Source organism: Pseudonocardia yunnanensis, assembly GCF_039534065.1.
Lineage (GTDB): Bacteria > Actinomycetota > Actinomycetes > Mycobacteriales > Pseudonocardiaceae > Pseudonocardia > Pseudonocardia yunnanensis.
In genome coordinates, this window is record NZ_BAAAUS010000039.1 from 12,886 (window position 1) to 33,347 (window position 20,462).

The 20,462-nt window shown below is 70.3% G+C and carries 18 protein-coding genes; 9 read left to right on the plus strand and 9 right to left on the minus strand.

The window, feature by feature from the left end:
* Positions 1-383 precede the first annotated feature (383 nt).
* From ABD743_RS32235 to ABD743_RS32245, 3 genes are all read right to left on the minus strand, one after another.
* A complete protein-coding gene (locus ABD743_RS32235) occupies positions 384-1,682 on the minus strand; it encodes an MFS transporter (protein WP_344726533.1) in 1,299 nt (432 codons plus the stop codon).
* A 63-nt stretch (positions 1,683-1,745) separates the two neighbouring features.
* Complete coding sequence (locus ABD743_RS32240; RefSeq protein WP_344726535.1) at positions 1,746-2,507, minus strand: 3-hydroxybutyrate dehydrogenase; 762 nt, start codon at positions 2,505-2,507, stop codon at positions 1,746-1,748.
* A 114-nt stretch (positions 2,508-2,621) separates the two neighbouring features.
* Complete coding sequence (locus ABD743_RS32245; protein ID WP_344726537.1) at positions 2,622-3,098, minus strand: MarR family winged helix-turn-helix transcriptional regulator; 477 nt, start codon at positions 3,096-3,098, stop codon at positions 2,622-2,624.
* Between the two features lie 77 nt (positions 3,099-3,175).
* Between ABD743_RS32245 and ABD743_RS32250 the strand changes: the two genes are divergently transcribed.
* On the plus strand, positions 3,176-4,003 hold the full coding sequence (locus ABD743_RS32250; RefSeq protein WP_344726539.1) for an LLM class flavin-dependent oxidoreductase: 828 nt from the start codon (positions 3,176-3,178) through the stop codon (positions 4,001-4,003).
* Positions 4,004-4,027: 24 nt separating this feature from the next.
* Here the strand turns inward: ABD743_RS32250 and ABD743_RS32255 are convergent, their stop codons facing one another.
* On the minus strand, positions 4,028-4,597 hold the full coding sequence (locus ABD743_RS32255) for a peroxiredoxin (protein ID WP_344726541.1): 570 nt from the start codon (positions 4,595-4,597) through the stop codon (positions 4,028-4,030).
* Positions 4,598-4,839: 242 nt separating this feature from the next.
* Here ABD743_RS32255 and ABD743_RS32260 point away from each other — a divergent pair, with 242 nt between their 5' ends.
* Both ABD743_RS32260 and ABD743_RS32265 read left to right on the plus strand, forming a co-directional pair.
* A complete protein-coding gene (locus ABD743_RS32260; protein WP_344726543.1) occupies positions 4,840-5,886 on the plus strand; it encodes a cation diffusion facilitator family transporter in 1,047 nt (348 codons plus the stop codon).
* 226 nt (positions 5,887-6,112) lie between these two features.
* Complete coding sequence (locus ABD743_RS32265) at positions 6,113-6,565, plus strand: hypothetical protein (RefSeq protein ID WP_344726545.1); 453 nt, start codon at positions 6,113-6,115, stop codon at positions 6,563-6,565.
* An 86-nt stretch (positions 6,566-6,651) separates the two neighbouring features.
* Here ABD743_RS32265 and ABD743_RS32270 read toward each other — a convergent pair whose 3' ends face one another.
* Both ABD743_RS32270 and gltB read right to left on the minus strand, forming a co-directional pair.
* On the minus strand, positions 6,652-8,106 hold the full coding sequence (locus ABD743_RS32270) for a glutamate synthase subunit beta (RefSeq protein ID WP_344726546.1): 1,455 nt from the start codon (positions 8,104-8,106) through the stop codon (positions 6,652-6,654).
* Between the two features lie 47 nt (positions 8,107-8,153).
* Positions 8,154-12,719 carry a glutamate synthase large subunit gene (gene gltB, locus ABD743_RS32275; protein WP_344726548.1) on the minus strand — a complete coding sequence of 1,522 codons (4,566 nt, stop codon included), beginning with the start codon at positions 12,717-12,719 and terminating at the stop codon, positions 8,154-8,156.
* 416 nt (positions 12,720-13,135) lie between these two features.
* Between gltB and ABD743_RS32280 the strand changes: the two genes are divergently transcribed.
* A complete protein-coding gene (locus ABD743_RS32280; protein WP_344726550.1) occupies positions 13,136-13,879 on the plus strand; it encodes a (2Fe-2S)-binding protein in 744 nt (247 codons plus the stop codon).
* A gap of 13 nt (positions 13,880-13,892) precedes the next feature.
* On the opposite strand, the gene ABD743_RS32285 is transcribed toward ABD743_RS32280, so the two are convergent.
* The 3 genes from ABD743_RS32285 to ABD743_RS32295 are packed head-to-tail and all read right to left on the minus strand — an operon-like array spanning position 13,893 to position 15,453.
* Positions 13,893-14,255 carry an Asp23/Gls24 family envelope stress response protein gene (locus tag ABD743_RS32285; protein WP_344726552.1) on the minus strand — a complete coding sequence of 121 codons (363 nt, stop codon included), beginning with the start codon at positions 14,253-14,255 and terminating at the stop codon, positions 13,893-13,895.
* Entirely contained in the window at positions 14,252-14,848 is a 597-nt protein-coding gene (locus ABD743_RS32290; protein WP_344726881.1) for an Asp23/Gls24 family envelope stress response protein, read from the minus strand. Before ABD743_RS32290 ends, ABD743_RS32285 begins: the two co-directional genes overlap by 4 nt.
* Entirely contained in the window at positions 14,845-15,453 is a 609-nt protein-coding gene (locus tag ABD743_RS32295) for an RNA polymerase sigma factor (protein ID WP_344726554.1), read from the minus strand. Before ABD743_RS32295 ends, ABD743_RS32290 begins: the two co-directional genes overlap by 4 nt.
* Before the next feature lie 29 nt (positions 15,454-15,482).
* On the opposite strand from ABD743_RS32295, the gene ABD743_RS32300 reads away from it, so the two are divergent.
* The 5 genes from ABD743_RS32300 (at position 15,483) to clpX (ending at position 20,377) form a co-directional block, all read left to right on the plus strand.
* Positions 15,483-15,791, plus strand: a complete 309-nt coding sequence (locus tag ABD743_RS32300; RefSeq protein ID WP_344726556.1) for a hypothetical protein — start codon at positions 15,483-15,485, stop codon at positions 15,789-15,791.
* A gap of 179 nt (positions 15,792-15,970) precedes the next feature.
* Positions 15,971-17,470: a trigger factor gene (gene tig / locus ABD743_RS32305; protein WP_344726558.1), complete on the plus strand. Its 1,500-nt coding sequence runs from the start codon at positions 15,971-15,973 to the stop codon at positions 17,468-17,470.
* A 176-nt stretch (positions 17,471-17,646) separates the two neighbouring features.
* A complete protein-coding gene (locus tag ABD743_RS32310; RefSeq protein ID WP_344726882.1) occupies positions 17,647-18,255 on the plus strand; it encodes a ClpP family protease in 609 nt (202 codons plus the stop codon).
* A complete protein-coding gene (locus tag ABD743_RS32315) occupies positions 18,252-18,902 on the plus strand; it encodes an ATP-dependent Clp protease proteolytic subunit (protein WP_379659380.1) in 651 nt (216 codons plus the stop codon). Before ABD743_RS32310 ends, ABD743_RS32315 begins: the two co-directional genes overlap by 4 nt.
* A 194-nt stretch (positions 18,903-19,096) precedes the next feature.
* Positions 19,097-20,377 (plus strand): ATP-dependent Clp protease ATP-binding subunit ClpX, encoded by a 1,281-nt coding sequence (clpX, locus tag ABD743_RS32320; protein WP_241037876.1) that lies wholly within the window; start codon positions 19,097-19,099, stop codon positions 20,375-20,377.
* The last annotated feature ends 85 nt before the right edge of the window (positions 20,378-20,462 follow it).

The following is a 20,462-nucleotide window of genomic DNA, read 5'->3' on the forward strand; positions in this document are numbered from 1 at the left end:
CAACGGCGCCGGAACAATACCGGACGGATCTCCGCTGCGCTGTCTCGCCAGGCCGGACCGTGACTGCATCAGCCCACCTCCATCGTCCAATGATGCTTATTCGGTCGATGTCATCGGTGACCGGCGGAAGCAGACCGAAGGCGACCTCGAATGGTCGACGCGGGCGGCCGGCCCGATTGCGGGCGCTCGTGGCGGCCCCGTCTCGCCGCTCACATGTTAACCAGAGATGACGTGGACCAGCGGAGTGGCGAGTAGCACCGGTGCAGGTAGCAGCAGCACCAGCAGGCCCAGTGCGGCCGCGACCGACGACCGGCGCGCGTGTTGCCCGGTCCGGCCGGCGCCGAGACTCGCGCCGGCCGGTCAGGGCGTGGCGTCGCCGGTTCTCAGCGGGCCGCGCTACGGGAGAGCGCGGGGTCCGCCGCGAGGTCACGTGTGCGGGTCTCGCCGTAGGTGGCGACCGCGAGGATCGTCACCAACGCGCTGAGCGCCACGTACACCGCGACCGCGTAGCCGCTGTCGAACTCGGTGTACAGGGCCACCGCGATCACCGGGGCGAGCCCGCCCGCCACCACGGACGCGAGCTGGTATCCGATGGAGACGCCCGAGTAGCGCACCTTCGTGCCGAACAGCTCGGACAGGAACGCGGCTTGCGGGCCGTACATGGCGCCGTGGAAGACGAGTCCTCCGACGACGGCGAGCGTGGTGAGCCAGAAGTTCTCGGTGTCGATGAGCGCGATGAATGCGAACGCCCAGACGCCGACGCCCGCGGCCCCGATCAGGTACACCGGCTTGCGCCCGATGCGGTCGGAGAGCGCGCCCCACAGCGGGATCGTCACGAGGTGCACGGCCGCGCCGATCAGCACGGCCCCGAGCACGAACGAGCTCGAGAGCCCGAGCCGCTGCGTCACGTACGTCGTGATGACGATGGTGAAGATGTAGTAGGAGACGTTCTCGGCGAACCGGGCGCCCATCGCGGTGAACACCTCCCGCGGGTAGCGGCGGAAGACCTCGACGATCGGCATCGTCTCCTTCTCGCCGGCCGCGGCCGCAGCGGCCGCGCGGGCCTGCGCGTCCTTGAACACGGGCGACTCCTCCACGGACAGCCGCACGTAGAGGCCGATCAGCACCAGCACCGCGGAGAGCAGGAACGGGATCCGCCAGCCCCACGCGAGGAAGTCGTCGTTGGGCTGGAGCGCGGAGAGCAGGAACAGCAGACCGTTGGCGAGGAGCTGGCCGAACGGGACCCCGGCCTGCGGCCAGCTCGCCCAGTAGCCGCGCCGCGCCGGGTCGCCGTGCTCGGAGACGATGAGTACCGCCCCGCCCCACTCGCCGCCGAGCGCGAAGCCCTGTACGAGTCGCAGGATCACCAGGAGCAGAGGTGCCGCCACCCCGATCGTGGCGTAGCCCGGGAGCAGGCCGATCGCGAAGGTCGCGATGCCCATCAGCACCAGGCTGACCACGAGCAGTGTCTTGCGGCCGATCTTGTCGCCGAAGTGGCCGAACACGAGACCGCCGACCGGCCGTGCGATGAACCCGATGGCGAACGTGCCCAACGCGAGCAGCGTGCCGGCGGCGGGATCGCTCGAGGGGAAGAAGACCGCCGGGAAGACGACGGCCGCAGCCACCCCGTAGAGGAAGAAGTCGTACCACTCGACGGTGGTGCCGGCCATGCTGGCCGCCACCACCTTGATGATGTTGGATGAGGATTGTTGCTGGTCGACCACGTTGTCTACCCCGTTCCTCTACTAGTGAGCTGTCCAGCCGCCGTCCATGGTCAGCGACGATCCGGAGATGGACGGTGACGCCGGTCCGTAGAGCACGGCGGCGAGTTCGGCCACCTCGTCGGGCTCGACGAGTCGCTTCACCGCCACCGGTCCGAGCATCACCTGTTCGATCACGGCGTCCTCGTCGATGCCGTGCGTGCGCGCCTGGTCCGCGATCTGCCGCTCCACGAGCGGCGTGCGGACGTACGCGGGGTTGATGCAGTTGCTGGTGACCCCGTGCGCCGCGCCCTCCAGCGCGATCACCTTCGACAGCCCTTCCAGGCCGTGCTTCGCGCTGATGTAGGCGGCCTTGAAGGGGCTCGCGCGCAGGCCGTGCACGCTGGAGATGTTGATGACCCGGCCCCAGCCGCGCTCGTACATGTGCGGCAGCGTGCGCCGGGCGAGCCGGAACGGGGCTTCCAGCATCACCCGGAGGATCAGCGAGAACCGCTCGGGGTCGAACTCGTGAACGGGTGCGACGTGCTGCAGGCCGGCGTTGTTGACCAGGATGTCGACGGCGGCGGGTAGCGCGTCGACCGCGGCGAGGTCGCCGAGGTCGCAGGGCAGTGGCTCGACCTGGGGCACGGTGTCGGCGAGCGCCTTGAGGCCCGCTTCGTCACGGTCGACCGCGAGCACCGAGGCACCGTCGTCCGCCAGCCGTCGCACGATCGCGGCGCCGATTCCCGACGCCGCACCGGTGACCAGCGCGGTGCGCCCGGCCAGCAGCGGTGTGGATGAGGTCATGCCGGAAAACGCTACGGCGGCGGCGGCGGATTTACGCGGTGCCGGGACACCAGGGATGGGCGGGAGGATGTGTCGGGTGCCCACATATCGGCGCTCGATCGTCGAAGGTGCTTCTCAGAGGTGCCGAAAGCCCGGGTGCACGCCCGGGGTGAGGCCCTGGTCCTCCGCCACGCGCAGGAGCAGGGCGCGCAGCCGCGCCTGATCGCCGGTGTCGAGGCTCCGCAGGATCGCCTCGTCGTGCTCCCGGCCGACGGCGCCGATCCGATCCATGAGCGCCTCCCCGTCCTCGGTGAGGTAGAGGGCGTGCAGCCGCCGGTCGCCCGGGTTGCGGCGCCGCTCGACCAGCCCGCGGTCGGCGACCGAGTCGACCAGTCCGACCAGCCGGCTCGGCGGCGTGCCCAGCAGTTGCGCCATGGTCTGCTGGCTCTGTCCGGGATCGGCGGCGATCGCCCGGAGCAAGCCTGTCTGTGCGGGCGTCAGATCCAGTGCTGCGATCCGCTCGGTGAAACGGGCCGCGGCGTGCGCGCCGAGCGCGGCGAGCAGGAACGCGGCCCCTGGCGGGTCCTCGAGGCGGGGGACGGACGCAACCACGCGAAGACCGTACCAGTTGACAAATCGTTTCTTGAGCGTAACGATTTCGGCCGACAACGATGCCGAGGAGGGACGAGATGAGTGACAGAACGTTTCGGTTCGGAGTCGTGGCGACGCCGACCGGCAGCCCCGACGAGTGGATCGCCACCGCCCGCCGGGTCGAGGAGCTCGGCTACTCGACCCTCCTGATGCCCGACGGCCTGCAGCTGCTCGCGCCGTTCTCCTCGCTGGCCGTGGCGGCACACGCAACCAAGGCCCTTCGCGTCGGCACGTTCGTGCTGGCGAGCCCGATGCGTACGCCGCTCGGTGCTGCGTGGGAAGGACACTCGCTCGCGGTCCTCAGCGGCGGCCGCTTCGAGTTCGGCATCGGCACCGGACGTCCGGCCGTGCGGGAGTTCGCGGAGCGCCTCGGCCTCCCGTTCGGCACGGCCGCGCAGCGGCTCCAGCAGGTGGGCGAGAGCATCGACCACCTGCGCGAGCTCGACGGCTCCGAGCGGCACACTCCGGTACTGGTCGCCGCGGGCGGTCCCAAGGCGATCGCGCTCGCCGCGGAGAAGGCCGACATCGTCACGCTCGCCGCTCCGCCGCTGGCGACCCGGGACGAGGTGGCGGGCATGGTGCGCACGCTGAACGATGCGGCGGGTGCACGGGCCGATGACATCGAGCTCGCGACCAACCTGTTCGTGGTGGGCAACGAGGTGCCGCCGTGGATCCAGGGGTTCATCGGGTTGGACGCCGCCACCTTGATCGCGCACGACTCACTCGTGATGCTCCGGGGCAGCACCGCGGAGATGGCCGACGAGCTGAGGCGCCGCCGCGACACATTCGGCGTGTCCTACGTCAGCGTCAACGGCGCCTTCTTCGAGCAGCTCGCGCCCGTGGTGGAGCAACTCGCCGGCACGTGACGGGGCCGGAGCTCCGGGCGACCGTCAGCTGCTGCCGGCTGCCCGAAGCCAGCCGAGCACCTGCTCCGCGTGCTCTCCGGGCGGGAACACCGGATAGAAGACGTGCTCGATCGTTCCGTCGCGCACGATCAGCGTGATGCGCTTGTAGAGAGTGATCCCGTCGGCCTCGAACGTCGGCAGGCGCAGGGCGTCGGCCACCCGGAGATTCTCGTCGGAGATCATCGCGAACGGCAGCCGGAGCCGGTCGACGGCCTCGCGCTGGTAGTCGGTGTCCTGGCTGGAGAGGCCGTAAACGGCCTGGGCGCCCGCGACCTTGAGGTCCTGGTAGTGGTCGCGAAACCCGCACGACTCGGGCGTACAGCCGCGGGCCCCCGGGATCTCGTCCCACCCGGTCGGCAGGTCGGCGCCCGGCCTGCCGGTCATCGGATAGATGTAGAGAACCGTGCGACCGGCGCCGAGCGTGGCCAGGTCGAGCGTCTCGCCGCCGGTGGTGGGCAGCACGACGGCCGGCATCGGGGTGCCGGGCAGATGGTCGGCGGCTCCGTCGTCGACGGGTCGCGGCAGATCGTCCGGGAGGGTCTGCGGGTCGGTCACGGGTACTCCTGAGCGCTCGGGACGTTCGACGAGCCCGGCGCAGCTCTGTCGGGCTCCCCGCCGACGGTAATCCTCAACCGACGGGACAGGGGTCCGTCTCGGTCGGCCGGGCACCTCTGCGGGTGTGGCGCTGTGGCGCAGCGCACCGCCGCAGCTACGAACCGCGCACAACGGGCCGGCGCGTCCGAGGCGGGTGACACGAAGCGGTGGGCAACGTCCCTGCAGGCGCCTAGCCTCGGCCCGTGCAGGAGGAGAAGGTGCAGGGAACGCCCGAGGAGAATCCGGGCGAGAGCGGGGGCGAGAGCACCCTCACCGTCCTGGTCGCGACGGCCGTCAACGCCCTGATCGCGGTGCTGAAGTTCGTGGCTGGGCTGCTCACGGGCTCGGTCGCCATGCTCGCCGAGGCAGTGCACAGCGTCGCCGACACCAGCACCGAGCTACTCCTGCTCACGGCGTTGCGGCAGTCGGCCCGGCGCCCGGACCGGCGCCACCCCTTCGGCTACGGGAAGGCCCGGTTCTTCTGGGCGCTGATCGCCGCCGTGTGCATCTTCGTCTCCGGTGCCGTGTTCGCGTTCATCGAGGGCATCCGGGCGATGCTCGGCAGCGACGCCGAGCAGACGCTGGCGTGGGTGGCCTACGCCGTGCTCGGCGGGTCGTTCGTGCTCGAGAGCATCTCGTGGTTGCAGGCGTCCCGCCAGGTACGCCAGGAGTCAGCGAGCGAGGGCGTCTCGTTCCGTACCTGGCTGCGCACCACCGACGACCCGACGGTGAAGACCGTGTTCTTCGAGGACACCGCGGCGCTCATCGGCCTCCTGCTCGCCTTCGGCGGCGTTGCGCTGCACCAGGTCACCGGCTCGGGATTCTGGGACGGGCTGGCCTCCGTGCTCATCGGCTTGTTGCTCACCGGCGTGGCCTACATCCTGGGGCGGACGAACGCCGGGTTGCTCATCGGGCGCCAGGCGAACCAGCGCACCCTCTACGCGCTGCGTGACGCGCTCGCCGCCCGGCCGGAGGTCGACCAGGTCGTCGACATGCTCACGATGACCGTGGGCACCGACCAGGTGCTGCTCTGCGCACGCCTGGACTTCGACGACCGGCTCGACGTGGCGTCGCTGGAGCGGGCGTGCGTCGAGATCGACGCCGACCTGCATGCCCGCTTCCCGGACCTGGAGGACGTCTTCCTCGAGCCCGTGCCACGTGCCGACCCGACCATGCGCCAACGCGTGCTCGACCGCTACGGCGGGGCGGGAGCGCGGCGCTTGCGGGACGGGCTGAATGCCGCGGACTGAGGGCGCGGGCGCCGCGGGCCGGAAGTGGGGCCGTGAATGGCCCAGGAATCGCTGAACAAGTTTTCAGGATTTGTGGCTTTTCCGTTAACCGGAGGATTTCATCTCGGCCCACCACGGTGCGGCGCGTAATGGGGGCTGGCCCCCATTCGGGTCGGGGGGTGCACCGGCCGGATTCTTCCTCGGCGGCGGCGAACACTGGCCAATACGTCGACGCCAGGAGGCCACCGTGACCGCTCCACCCGCTTCCACCAGCCACGATGCCACCGCTGTTCCTCGCTCGGTCCGGCTCTCGGTCGTGATCTGGCTCGCCGCCATCGCCATGGGAGCCGTCGAGGCGCTCGTCCGGCTCCTTCTTCCGGAACCGCCCACGCCCACCCAACTCGCGGTCCGTTTCGCGATCTACACGGCATTGGCCGTGCTCGTCCTGGCCCTGCACACGGGCCGCAACGCCGTCCGCTGGGCGGTGGCCGTGCTGCTCGGGGGGATCGGCACGCTCTCGCTCGTCGTCGAACCTCTGGACTGGCTGCTGGCCGGCGGATCGCCCACGTCGTTCCTCGCCACGGCCGACGGCCCGACCCTGCTGATCACCGCACTACGGACCCTGCACGTCGCTGCGGTGGCCGTGGCGCTGACGCTGCTGTTCCGCCCGAGCGCGACGCGCTATTTCCGCAGCCGCTGAGACGGTGCATCTGCAGGTCCCGAAACGCACGAACGGCACTTTCGCCCGAACCTATCGGGTGAAAGTGCCGTTCGTCCGTTGACGAGTTACGTGATCGGGCGGTCTGTCGGCGCGATCGGGCGGGGCAGGACGTTCCGGTCCGTGAGGTACGCGTCGACCCCGGCCGCAGCGGCCCGGCCCTCCGCGATCGCCCACACGATGAGCGACTGGCCACGGCCCATGTCACCCGCCGAGAAGACGCCCTCCACGCTGGTCATGAAGTTGCTGTCGCGCGCGACGTTGCCGCGCTCGTCGAGCTCGACTCCCAGGTCGGAGAGCAGCTTGCCCTTCTCCGGCCCGACGAAGCCCATGGCCAGCAGCACGAGCTCGCACGGCAGCTCCCGCTCGGTGCCCGGGATCGGGACGAACCGCCCGGACTCGTCGCGGCTGACCTCGACCAGGCACAGCGCCCTGAGCCTGCCCTCGTCGTCGGCGAGGAACTCGGTGGTGTTCACCGAGTACAGCCGATCACCGCCCTCCTCGTGGGCCGAGGAGACGCGATAGACCATCGGGTAGGTGGGCCACGGCATGGAGTCGGTGCGGCGCTCCGGAGGCGTGGGCAGGATCTCCAGCTGCGTGACGGACAGGGCGCCCTGGCGGTGGGACGTGCCGAGGCAGTCGGCGCCGGTGTCGCCACCGCCGATGATCACGACGTTCTTGCCCGCCGCGGTGATCGGCGGGGCGTCGATGTCGCCCTGCTGCACGTGGTTGGCCCACGGCAGGAACTCCATCGCCTGGTAGACGCCCTCGACCTCGCGCCCCGGCACCGGGATGTCACGCCATGCCGTGGCTCCACCGGCGAGCACCACTGCGTCGAACTCCGATCGGAGCTCCTCCACCGTGACGTCCACGCCGACGTCGACCGACGCGCGGAACTCGGTGCCCTCCGCGCGCATCTGGTCGAGCCGCCGGTCGAGCCGGTGCTTCTCCATCTTGAACTCGGGGATCCCGTAGCGCAGCAGCCCGCCGATGCGGTCGGCCCGCTCGAAGACCACCACGTCGTGCCCGACGCGGGAGAGCTGCTGTGCAGCAGCCAGCCCCGCCGGCCCGGAACCGACGACGGCCACCCGCCGTCCGGTCCGCGTCTCGGGGATCTGCGGAGTCACCCACCCCTCGCGCCAGGCGTGGTCGATGATCTGCAGCTCGATCTGCTTGATCGTGACCGCGTCGCTGTTGATCGCCAGCACGCAGGCGGTCTCGCACGGCGCCGGGCACAACGTGCCCGTGAACTCGGGGAAGTTGTTCGTGGAGTGCAGCCGCTCGACGGCCTCACGCCAGTCACTGCGGTAGACGAGGTTGTTCCACTCCGGGATGAGGTTGCCCAGCGGGCAGCCCTGGTGGCAGAACGGGATGCCGCAGTCCATGCAGCGGCTGGCCTGCCGCTCCAGGTGGACGTCGGGGAACTCCTCGTAGACCTCTCGCCAGTCCATCAGCCGTAGGTCGACGGGACGGCGGTGCGGGGTTTCTCTGGGGACCTTCAGGAACCCCTTGGGGTCAGCCATGTGCTGCCTCCCTGGACGTGTCCTGGCTTGCCTCGTTCACGTCCCGCTCAACCATGTGCTGCCTCCATGATTGCGTCGTTCACGTCGCGACCGTCGCGCTCGGCCGCCTCACGGGCCTGCAGCACGCGCTTGTAGTCCTTGGGCATGACCTTGCCGAAGCGCTCGACAGCGATGTCCCAGTCGGTGAGCAGCGCCCGGGCCACGGCCGAGTCGGTCTCGGCGTGGTGGCGCTCGACGGCGGTGCGCAGGAACGCACGGTCGTCGTCGTCGAGCGGGTCGAGGTCGACCATCTCCGGGTTGACCCGGTTGGCCATGAAGTTGTCACTCGCAGCCAGGTCGAGCACGTAGGCGACCCCGCCGGACATGCCTGCTGCGAAGTTGCGTCCGATCCGGCCCAGCACGACGACGTGGCCGCCGGTCATGTACTCGCAGCCGTGGTCGCCAACGCCCTCGACGACGGCCAGCGCGCCCGAGTTGCGCACGCAGAACCGCTCGCCGACGACGCCGCGGATGAACATCTCACCGGACGTGGCCCCGTAGCCGATGACGTTGCCGGCGATGATGTTCTCCTCGGCGGCGAACGGTGCCGCGGGGTCGGGCCGCAGCGTGAGCCGCCCGCCCGAGAGCCCCTTGCCGAAGTAGTCGTTGGTGTCGCCGACCAGGCGCAGCGTGATGCCCTTCGGGACGAACGCGCCGAAGCTCTGGCCCGCTGAGCCGCTGAGCGTGACGTCGATCGTGTTGTCGGGCAGGCCCTCGCCGCCCCACTGCCGGGTGAGCTCGTAGCCGAGCATCGTGCCGACGGTGCGGTTGACGTTGCGCACGGGCAGGTCCAGGTGGACCTTGTCGCCCATCGTCAGCGCGCCCTCGCAGAGCTGGATCAGCGTGTTGTCCAGCGCCTTCTCGAGCCCGTGGTCCTGGCCCTGCGTGCGGTGGCGGGAGGCATCGGCAGGCAGCTCCGGCGTGTAGAACACCGGCGACAGGTCGAGACCCTCGGTCTTCCAGTGCCGCACGGCCTCGTCGGTGTCGAGCACCTCTGCGTGCCCGACGGCCTCGGCGACCGACCGGAAGCCCAGCTGAGCCAGGTGCTCACGCACCTCCTGCGCGATGAAGCGCATGAAGTTGACGACGTACTCCGGGCGCCCGTCGAAGCGTTTGCGCAGCTCAGGGTTCTGGGTGGCGACGCCGACCGGGCAGGTGTCGAGGTGACAGACGCGCATCATGATGCAGCCCGACACCACCAGCGGCGCGGTGGCGAAGCCGAACTCCTCGGCACCGAGAAGCGCGGCGATGACGACGTCGCGGCCGGTCTTGAGCTGCCCGTCGGTCTGCACCACGATCCGGTCGCGCAGCCCGTTGGCCAGCAGTGTCTGCTGGGTCTCGGCGAGGCCGAGCTCCCAGGGGCCACCCGCATGCTTGATCGAGGACAGCGGCGAAGCCCCGGTGCCGCCGTCGTGCCCGGAGATGAGCACGACGTCGGAGTAGGCCTTGGCCACGCCCGCCGCGACCGTGCCGACGCCGACCTGGCTGACCAGCTTCACGTGGATGCGGGCCCGCGGGTTGGCGTTCTTCAGGTCGTGGATGAGCTGCTTGATGTCCTCGATCGAGTAGATGTCGTGGTGCGGGGGCGGTGAGATCAGTCCGACGCCGGGCGTGGAGTACCGCGTCTCCGCGATCCACGGATAGACCTTGCCGCCGGGCAGCTGACCGCCCTCGCCGGGCTTGGCTCCCTGCGAGATCTTGATCTGGATGTCGTCGGCGTTGACCAGGTACTCGCTGGTCACGCCGAAACGGCCGGACGCCACCTGCTTCACGGCGCTGCGCCTGCTGTCGCCGTTGGCATCGGGCGTGTAGCGGTCGGGGTTCTCGCCGCCCTCCCCGGTGTTCGAGCGGCCGCCGAGGCGGTTCATCGCGATCGCGAGCGTCTCGTGCATCTCCTGCGAGATGGACCCGTAGGAGATGGCGCCCGTGCCGAACCGCTTGACGATCTCCTCCACCGGCTCGACCTCGTCGATCGGCACCGGCGGGCGCAGCCCCTCCTTGAACCGGAAGAGTCCGCGCAGGGTCATGAGCCTGGCCGCCTGGTCGTCGACCTGGCGGGTGTAGTCCTTGAAGATCTCGTAGCGGCCGGACCGCGTGGAGTGCTGCAGCTTGAACACCGTCTGCGGGTTGAACAGGTGCAGCTCGCCCTCGCGGCGCCACTGGTACTCGCCGCCGGTCTCCAGCGACTTGTGCTGCCGGCGCACCCCGTCGGCGGGGAAGGCGCGGCGGTGGTGCTGGAGGACCTCCTGCGCCAGCACGTCGAAGCCGACGCCACCCAGCCGCGACGTGGTGCCACGGAAGCAGGCGTTGACGACCTCCTTGCCCAGCCCGACGGCCTCGAAGATCTGCGCGCCGGTGTAGGACGCCACAGTGGAGACGCCCATCTTCGACATGGTCTTGCGCACACCCTTGCCCAGCGCCTTGACCAGGTTCTTCGCCGCGGTCGGACCGTCGACGCCGGGGACGTCGCCGCGCTCGGCGAGATCCTCGACGGTGGCCATCGCCAGGTAGGGGTTGACCGCCGCCGCGCCGTAGCCGAGCAGCAGCGCGATGTGATGGACCTCGCGGGCGTCGCCGGACTCGACGATCAGGCCCACCATCGTGCGGGTGCGCTCCCGGACGAGGTGGTGGTGGACCGCGCCCGTGAGCAGCAGCGACGGGATCGGTGCGTGCTCTCCATCGACCCCACGGCTGGACAGCACGATGAGCCGGGCGCCGCCCGCGATGGCCTCGGACACCTCGGCCCTGATCTCGTCGAGCCGTGTCCGCAGCCCCTTCCCGCCGTCCGCGGCGCGGAACAGACCCCGCACCGTGTAGGAGGCGAAGCCGGGGAACTCACCGTCGTCGTTGATGTGGATGATCTTGGCGAGGTCGTCGTTGCCGAGCACCGGGAACGGCAGCACCACGGTGCGGCAGCTGGCAGGGCCCGCTTCGAGGAGGTTCTGCTCCGGGCCGAGCAGCGACCGCAGCGAGGTGACGAGCTCCTCGCGGATCGCGTCCAGCGGCGGGTTCGTGACCTGCGCGAACAGCTGGGTGAAGTAGTCGTACAGCTGCCGGGGCCGCTCCGAGAACGGGGCGAGCGGAGCATCGTTGCCCATCGAGCCGATCGGCTCGGCGCCCGCGCTCGCCATCGGCTTGAGGAGGATGTTGAGCTCCTCCTCGGTGTAACCGAAGGCCAGCTGACGGTGGGTCAACGCCGCGTGGGTGGGCACCTCCCGCTCGCGCGGGGGGAGCTCCTCGAGCGGGATCACCCCGGCGTGCAGCCAGTCGGCGTAAGGGTGCTCGGCCGACAGCGCACCCTTGATCTCCGCGTCGTCGACGATGCGGCCCGCTTCGGTGTCGACGAGGAACATGCGGCCCGGCTCGAGCCGGCCCTTCCGCACCACGGCGGACGGCTCGACGTCGAGCACACCGACCTCGGAGGCGAGCACGACCGTGCCGTCCTCGGTGACCCAGTAGCGGGCGGGCCGCAGCCCGTTGCGGTCGAGCACCGCACCGATCTGCGTGCCGTCGGTGAACACGACGAGCGCAGGTCCGTCCCACGGCTCCATGAGCGAGGAGTGGAACTCGTAGAAGGCCCGGCGGGCCGGGTCCATCTCGTCGTGGTTCTCCCACGCCTCCGGGATCATCATCAGCACCGCGTGCGGCAGGCTGCGCCCGCCGAGGTGCAGCAGCTCCAGCACCTCGTCGAACGTGGCCGAGTCGCTCGCGTCCGGAGTGACGATCGGGGAGAGGCGCTCGAGGTCGCCCGGGATGAGGTCGGACTTCAGCAGCGCCTCGCGCGCTGCCATCCAGTTGCGGTTGCCACGCAGCGTGTTGATCTCGCCGTTGTGCGCCACGTACCGGTACGGGTGCGCCAGCGGCCAGGCGGGGAACGTGTTGGTGGAGAACCGCGAGTGCACGACGGCCAGAGCGCTCGTGACACGCTCGTCGGACAGGTCCGGGTAGAACGTCTCGACCTGCGGCTCGGTGAGCATGCCCTTGTAGACGATGGTGCGGGGCGACAGGCTGGGGAAGTAGGTGCCCGTCTCGTGCGAGACCCGCTTGCGCAGGCAGAAGGAGCGCCGCTCCAGCGCGATCCCGGTGGGAGCATCCGGGAGGTCCTCGACGCCGGCGACGAACAGTTGGCGGAAACTCGGCATCGCGGCGCGGGCGCTGGGGCCTATGTCGGCCGCATCGGGCTCGACGGGCAGGTCGCGCCAGCCGAGAACCCGGAGGTTCTCCTCGGCGGCCAGGCGCTCGATCTCCAGGACGGCGGCGTCGGCCTTCTCGGCGTTCGCCGGCAGGAAGGCAGTGCCCACCGCGTAGGCGCCCGCCGGGGGGAGCTCGAAGTCGACAACGGCACGGAGGAATTCATCCGGTACCTGGAGGAGGATTCCCGCGCCGTCACCGGTGTTGACCTCGGCGCCGCGGGCACCGCGATGCTCCATCCGCAGCAGCGCGGTAAGCGCTTTTCGGACGATGGCGTGGTCGCGGCGACCGGCGAGGTCAGCGACCATGGCGACGCCACAGGCGTCGTGCTCGAACTCGGGGGCGTAGAGCCCCTTCGAGGTACCCGCTGGGTTCTCAGCCATGAGTGCCTCCTGTCGTCTCGGTGCACCCCGACACTTCGCATCGGGACGACGTGGTGTAGGAACGTCAAAGTAACGGACCGGTTCGGTCCGACGCCTGTTGTGGCGGGGACCGGTTGCGGCGCAGTGCGGTGACCCCGGTTGTCCCCCGGAGCCGACCTGACGGCCGTACGCCATCGTGAGGCGCTGGCCGGCTCTGCGCGCGCGTGCGAGCGCACACGTCAGCGGGTGCGGGATCGCCGGAGATAATGTCGCATGTCAATACCGCTATTCGCCAGTAAGAGCGGTAGTGACCACGATGACCAACGCAGTGTGCTTCGTTTCGGCCAGGTAGCAGGTATTGTGTACGGTTCGTTAACGAACGGTGCTCGTCCCGGCACGCTGAGATGAGGCACCGGGCGATGAGGGGCCGGACGTTGATGAATGCTCGCGCGGTCCTGGCCGACGTCTCCCGGCTCGGCCCGTTCTTCGCGGTCACCACCGGTTCCGCCGAGGTCCCCGACGCCGGCTGGCGCCCGATGCTCGACCTCCGAACCGATCCTGCCCCACTGCGCGACCGGATCGCGCACGTGCGCGGTGTCCTCGGCGGTCCGGACAGGCAGGACGTGGACGACCGCGTCGCCGCCTCCATCGCGTTCCAAGGCATTGCCGCTCTCGTGGTGTCGGCACCGTTCGCCGCTGCCGTCCTGCACGGGGTGCTGCCGCAGCTGACCCCGCGGGCCCTGTACTGGCGCGCGACGGAGAGCGGGCCATGGCCGTTGTGGTGCCCCGAGCCCGACGCGGTTCCCGTGCCGGACGTCACCGCCGCAGCCGCCGCGCTCGTGCCGGCCCTGCTCGACGAGCACCTCGAACCCCTCGTCACCGCCGTCCGGGCTCAGGTGCCGGTGGCCGAGCGGGTGCTGTGGGGAAACGCCGCCTCGGCGGTGGCGAGCGCGAAGCGGCTCGTCGTTGCACAGCGGCCCGAGGCGGCCGAGCGGGCCGCAGCGGTGGCGCAGCGGCTCCTCGCGGCCGGACGGTTCGCCGGCACGGGGGAGCTGCTCCCGCCGGTGGACCCCGACCGTCTCTGGTCGTTCCGGCGGCGCAGCTGCTGTCTGTACTACCGCGTGCCGGGCGGGGGCCTGTGCGGCGACTGCGTGCTGCAGGCCAGAGCCGAACGCGCGTGACGCTCTCCCCGGCTCAGTCCAGCAGAACCTCGGTCACCGTCACCCGCACCACGACGTCCAGCCCGGTGTAGGCCGACACCTCGGCGGCCACCTCGCGCTGCACCGCCACGGCGAGGTCGCGGCAGTTGTGCCCGAGCCGCGTCACGATGGTGATCGACACCTCGGCGGACCGGCCGTGGACCGTGGCGCTCACGCCCTGCAGCGAGGGCCGGGAGCGGTCCTGCCCGAGCACGGTGCCCGCGATCCCGATGAGCGTCTGGGCCAGGTCCGGGCGCAGCGCGACGACGCCGGGCACCAGCCGGGCCCGGTGGGCCGCCACCCGGGCGACGACGGCGTCACCGACGTGCAGGCGCACCGGTGGGTCGGGCTCGGTCATGTCGTGCCCTCCCCGAACAGGTCCACGACGTCGATGTCCACCCGCCGCACGGGAACCCCGAGTGCCTGCTCACCCGCCGCGATCACCATCTGGCGCACCCGCGCCGTGACCGACGCCAGGTCGACGCCGAAGCGGGCCGTCACGGTGATGGCGACGTCGGCGGCGTGCGGAGCCCCGCCCGCCGCATCGGCCCCGGTGGGCTGCTCGATCCGGCAGCTGCGCGCCCGCAGCCCGTCCATCCTGTCGACGACGTGACGCAGCACGGCCGCGGCCGCCGGCCGGCTCAGCCGTGCCGGTCCGTGCGGCGAGGACAGGGTCAGCAGGTCGTGGGGGCGCAGCTCGGTGAGGACGGCGGCCATCACCCGGTCCATCATCGAAGGGGGCGGCTCCAGCTCCTGCGACGCCATGCGGTGCACCACGGCGTCCAGGCCCCGCGCGTCGGCGAAGGCCGCGTTGCAGTGCGGGCAGTCGCGTTCGTGCGCGTCGGGCGGTGTCCCGGCCGCCGCGCGGTCCCACACCAGAGCCGCGTCGCGGCCGCACGCCAGCCGGGGGGCGGGCCCGTCGGGACCCTCCGCCGGCGAGCCCGCGTTCATCGCCACGGTCGCATCACCTCCGCCAGCTGCACCCGCGCGCGATGGATCCGGCCGCGAACCGCATCCTCGCTCGCCCCGGTGATGTGCGCGATGTCGGTGTACCCCAGCCCCTCCAGCTCGCGCAGCACCCAGCAGACCCGGAGCTCGTCGCGCAGGCCCGCAACGGCCTTCCCGAGCGCGACCATGCCGGCGTCGAGCTCGGCGGTGCGCTCCGGCGAGTCGGCGACGGCGGCCGCGTCGTCCATGCGGTCGACGGGTACCGGGCGCCTGTTGCGCAGCATCCCCATGCACCGGTTCGTGACCACCCGGTACATCCACGTGGAGAAGGCCGACTCGGCACGGAACGCGCCGATCCGCCGCCACGCGTCGAGCAGCGCCTCCTGCAGGGCGTCCTCGGCCTCACCGGGGTCGCCGAGCACCCGCACCGCGACCCGGTAGAGGGCGGCCTGGTGGCGCCGGGCGAGCACCTCGAACGAGCGTGCGTCGCCCTCCTGGGCACGCACCACGAGCGTCTGCTCGTCGAGCTCGGCCTGCCGTTGCTCCGGGCGCGCGGCGGACGCGTCGGGCGGGGGCGGCGGCTCCGCCCACCCCCGGGTCGCTGCCACCACGGACACGCTAGCCGTACCCTGCTGCGATGTCCGTCCCCGGCCGTGCGGCCGAGCTCGCCGCCGCCGTGCTCGCCCATCCCGGGGTCGAGAGCCTCGACGGCGGCCCGTTCGGCACGGTCGCGTCGTACCTCGTCGGTGAGCGGGTGGTCGGCGTGCGGATCGGCACCGGCGGTGAACCCGTCGAGCTGGCCGTCGTCGCGCGGCTCGGCGCCCCGGCGACGCCACTGCCCCGGCTGGCCGAGGAACTGGGGGCCGTCGTCCGCGGGTTGCTCGGCCCCGTCGCCGTGGAAATCACGTTCTCCGACGTCGTGACCGCCTCATCGACCGGCTCGTGACCGTCGCAGCGGTGGCCCGGCGCGGTACGTCACTCCGTCTCGCCTAGACTCGCGGGAACGACCGGCCGCGCGCCCTTCCGGCGCCGCGTCCGGGCACGCCTGAGGACCCACCTCGCCTGCGGCCCGCACCGTCCGCGTCGTGTGTCCCGACACAGCCCAGCACCGAGGAGTACCCCACCGTGAAGAGCACCGTCGAGCGGCTGAGCCCGACGCGGGTCCGGATCAACGTCGAGGTGCCGTTCGACGAGCTCAAGCCGGACTTCGACCGCGCCTACAAGAAGATCGCTCAGCAGGTCCGGGTGCCCGGTTTCCGCCCTGGCAAGGTGCCGGCCCGCATCATCGAGGCCCGCCTGGGCCGCGGAGTGGTGCTCGAAGAGGTCGTGAACGGCGCCGTCCCCGCCAAGTACAGCGAGGCCGTCACCAGCGCCGAGCAGGTCACGCCGATCGGCCGCCCGGACATCGAGGTCACCGAGATCGCCGACGGCGACAAGCTGGCGTTCACCGCCGAGGTCGACGTCCGCCCGGAGATCACGCTGCCCGACCTCGACTCGATCTCCGTGTCCGTCGACGACGTCGAGGTCAGCGACGCCGACGTCGACGAGCAGCTGCAGAACCTGCGGGCCCGCTTCGGCACGCTCACCGGCGTGGAGCGCCCGGCGGCGAAGGACGACTTCGTCCTCATCGACCTGTCGGCCACCGTCGACGGCGAGCCCGTCGAGGAGGCCACCACCACCGGGTTCTCCTACCAGGTGGGCCAGGGCGGCCTGATCGACGGCATCGACGAGGCGATCGAGGGCCTGTCGGCCGACGAGTCGGCCACCTTCACCTCCAAGCTGGTCGCGGGCGAGTACGCCGACAAGGACGCCGAGGTCACCGTCAAGGTCACCGGGGTGAAGGAGCGCCAGCTCCCCGAGGCCGACGACGAGTTCGCCCAGCTCGCGAGCGAGTTCGACACGCTCGACGAGCTCACCGCCGACCTACGGGAGCGGCTCGGCCGGGTGCGGCGGATGGAGCAGGTCACCCAGGCCCGCGACAAGGTGCTCGACGCGCTGGTGGACGCCACCGAGGTGCCGCTGCCGGAGAGCGTGGTCGCCGCTGAGGTCGAGTCCCGCGTGCACGACGCCGTCCACAGCTTCGACCACGACGAGGAGCGCTTCGGGCAGTTCCTCGAGTCGCAGGGCAAGAACCGCGAGGAGTTCGACACCGAGGCCCGGGAGGAGGCGGAGAAGTCCGTCCGCACCCGCCTCGTGCTCGACGCGCTGGCCGACGCCGAGGAGGTCTCGGTCAACGACCAGGAGCTCACCGAGCGCATCGTCTACCAGGCCCAGCAGTACCAGATGGCGCCCGAGGAGTTCGTGCAGCGCATCCAGGAGGCAGGCCAGCTCGGTGCGATCTACTCCGACGTTCGCCGGAGCAAGGCGCTGATCCAGGCCGTCCGGGCCGCCACCGTCACCGACGCGTCCGGGCAGGCCGTCGACCTCTCCGATGTGCTCGGTGACGACGACGACCAGGCGCCCGAGGCTTCCGAGGTGGCCGCCGACGAGAACACCACGGTCGAGGACACCGCCGAGAGCGCCACTGCGGAGGCTCCTGCCGACGAGACTCCTGCTGCCGAGGAGCCCGCTGCGGACACGGCCGCAAAGGGCGCTTCCGAGGACAAGGCGCCCTCCGGCTCCTGACCGGGACCGGATCCGCCACGCCCACAGCGAACAACGTGGCCGTACGCGGCGGGCCACCCGCCCGTCCGCGTAGGGTCGAACCCGACCAAACACGCGAGCTGACCAGCAGAAGGCAGGGTGAAGTGAGCCCACAGGACACCGGCCCGCGTAGCGCGGACCGCACGTTCGGAGCGGAGATGCGACGGGGCGCGCCCACGTCGATGACGTTGTCCGACTCGGTCTACGAGCGGCTCCTGCAGCAGCGGATCATCGTGCTCGGCCAGCAGGTTGACGACGACATCGCCAACCGGATCGCCGCGCAGATGCTGCTGCTGTCTGCCGAGGACTCAGAAGCGGACATCTCGCTGTACATCAACTCGCCTGGTGGCTCGGTCACGGCGGGTATGGCCATCTTCGACACGATGGAGTTCATCGAGTGCGACGTGGCCACCTACGCGATGGGTCTGGCCGCCTCGATGGGGCAGTTCCTGCTGTCCGCCGGCACGCGGGGCAAGCGCTACGCGCTGCCGCACTGCCAGATCCTCATGCACCAGCCGTCGGCGGGTGTCGGAGGTACGGAGTCCGACATCGCCATCCAGGCCGAGCTGTTCCGTCGCCACAAGCGTGAGATGGCGGAGCTGATCGCCACGCACACGGGCCAGACGGTCGAGAAGATCACCGCCGACTTCGACCGTGACCGCTGGTTCTCCGCACAGGAGGCGCTGGAGTACGGATTCGTCGACCACGTGATCTCGCGGGCCGGCGAGCTGCCGGACGCGGCCAGCCAGAACGGGAGCTCCAGGTGACCAGGTTCGAGATGCCGGGTGGCGGCGCTCCGTCACCGGCGCAGTCGCGGTACGTGCTGCCGTCGTTCGTCGAGCGCACCAGCTACGGGGTCAAGGAGTCGAACCCGTACAACAAGCTGTTCGAGGAGCGCATCATCTTCCTCGGCGTGCAGATCGACGACGCGTCGGCCAACGACGTGATGGCGCAGTTGCTGTGCCTGGAGTCGGCCGACCCCGACCGCGAGATCAGCATGTACATCAACTCGCCGGGTGGCTCGTTCACGTCGCTGATGGCCATCTACGACACGATGCAGTTCATCCGGCCCGACATCCAGACGGTCTGCCTGGGCCAGGCGGCGTCGGCCGCGGCCGTGCTGCTGGCCGCCGGCACTCCGGGGCGGCGGCTCGCGGTGCAGAACGCGCGCATCCTGATTCACCAGCCGGCCACCGAGGGCTTCTACGGCCAGGTGTCGGACCTGGAGATTCAGGCTGCGGAGATCACCCGCATGCGTCGACTGCTCGAGACCACGCTGGCCAAGCACGCCGGCCGCACACCCGAGCAGGTGCACGAGGACATCGAGCGGGACCGGATCCTCACGGCCGAGGAGGCCAAGGAGTACGGGATCGTCGACGAGATCATTCAGAGCCGCAAGCTGTCGGCTGTCTGACACGGACAGCCGAGCCAGGGTGGTGCGTCGGAGGCCGTTCTTCGACCCCCGGCGCCTACCGTCCGCCGACCCGTCCACGAATCAGGGTGCGCTGATGCTCCCGCGGAGACGTGTTCGGCGGGTACCGTCACGAGGACACTCCTACCGGGCCCGCCGGACGGGGTAGCGCTAGATGGGATTTGGGGTCTGCACTCATGGCACGCATCGGCGACGGCGGTGACCTGCTCAAGTGCTCGTTCTGTGGGAAGAGCCAGAAACAGGTCAAGAAACTGATCGCCGGTCCTGGCGTCTACATCTGCGACGAGTGCATCGATCTCTGCAACGAGATCATCGAGGAAGAGCTGGCAGAGGCCGGCGAGGTGAAGCTCGACGAGCTCCCCAAGCCTGCTGAGATCCACGACTTCCTCGACCAGTACGTCGTCGGGCAGAGCCAGACGAAGCGCACGCTCTCGGTAGCGGTATACAACCACTACAAGCGCATCCAGGCGGGCGACAAGGGGCGCGGGGCCGACGGCGATGGCGTCGAGCTCTCGAAGTCCAACATCCTCATGCTCGGCCCCACAGGCTGTGGCAAGACGTATCTCGCGCAGACGCTCGCGAAGCTGCTCAACGTGCCGTTCGCGATCGCGGACGCCACGGCACTCACCGAGGCCGGGTACGTGGGCGAGGACGTCGAGAACATCCTCCTGAAGCTCATCCAGGCGGCCGACTACGACGTCAAGCGAGCCGAGACCGGCATCATCTACATCGATGAGGTCGACAAGATCGCTCGCAAGTCGGAGAACCCGTCGATTACGCGCGACGTCTCCGGCGAGGGCGTTCAGCAGGCGTTGCTGAAGATTCTCGAGGGCACCACCGCGAGCGTCCCGCCGCAGGGTGGGCGCAAGCATCCGCATCAGGAGTTCATCCAGATCGACACGACGAACGTGCTGTTCATCGTGGCGGGTGCCTTCGCGGGTCTCGAAAAGATCATCGGCGACCGGGTGGGCAGGCGCGGGCTGGGCTTCGGCGCGGAGATCCGCTCGAAGAGCGACCTGGAGTCTGCCGAGAGCTTCGGCGACACCATGCCGGAGGACCTCATCAAGTTCGGCCTGATTCCCGAGTTCATCGGCCGTCTGCCGGTGGTCGCCTCGGTCACCTCGCTGGACAAGGAAGCTCTGGTCAAGATCCTCACCGAGCCCCGTAACGCGTTGGTGAAGCAGTACCACAAGCTGTTCGAGATGGACGGCGTGGAACTGGAGTTCACCGCCGACGCGCTCGAGGCGGTGGCGGACCAGGCCATCCTGCGCGGCACCGGCGCCCGCGGCCTGCGGGCGATCATGGAAGAGGTGCTGCTGCCGGTGATGTACGACATCCCGAGCCGCGACGACGTGGCGAAGGTCGTGGTCACCGAGCAGACGGTGCGGGAGAACGTGAACCCCACCATCGTTCCGCGGGTGCCCCCGCGTCGCGAGCGCCGCGAACGCTCCGCCTAACACTCAGGTCACGAATACGAAGGCCGGTCCCGTCTACGGGGCCGGTTTTCGTCGTTTCTGTCCGATCTTGTGTCTGGTTTGTCCG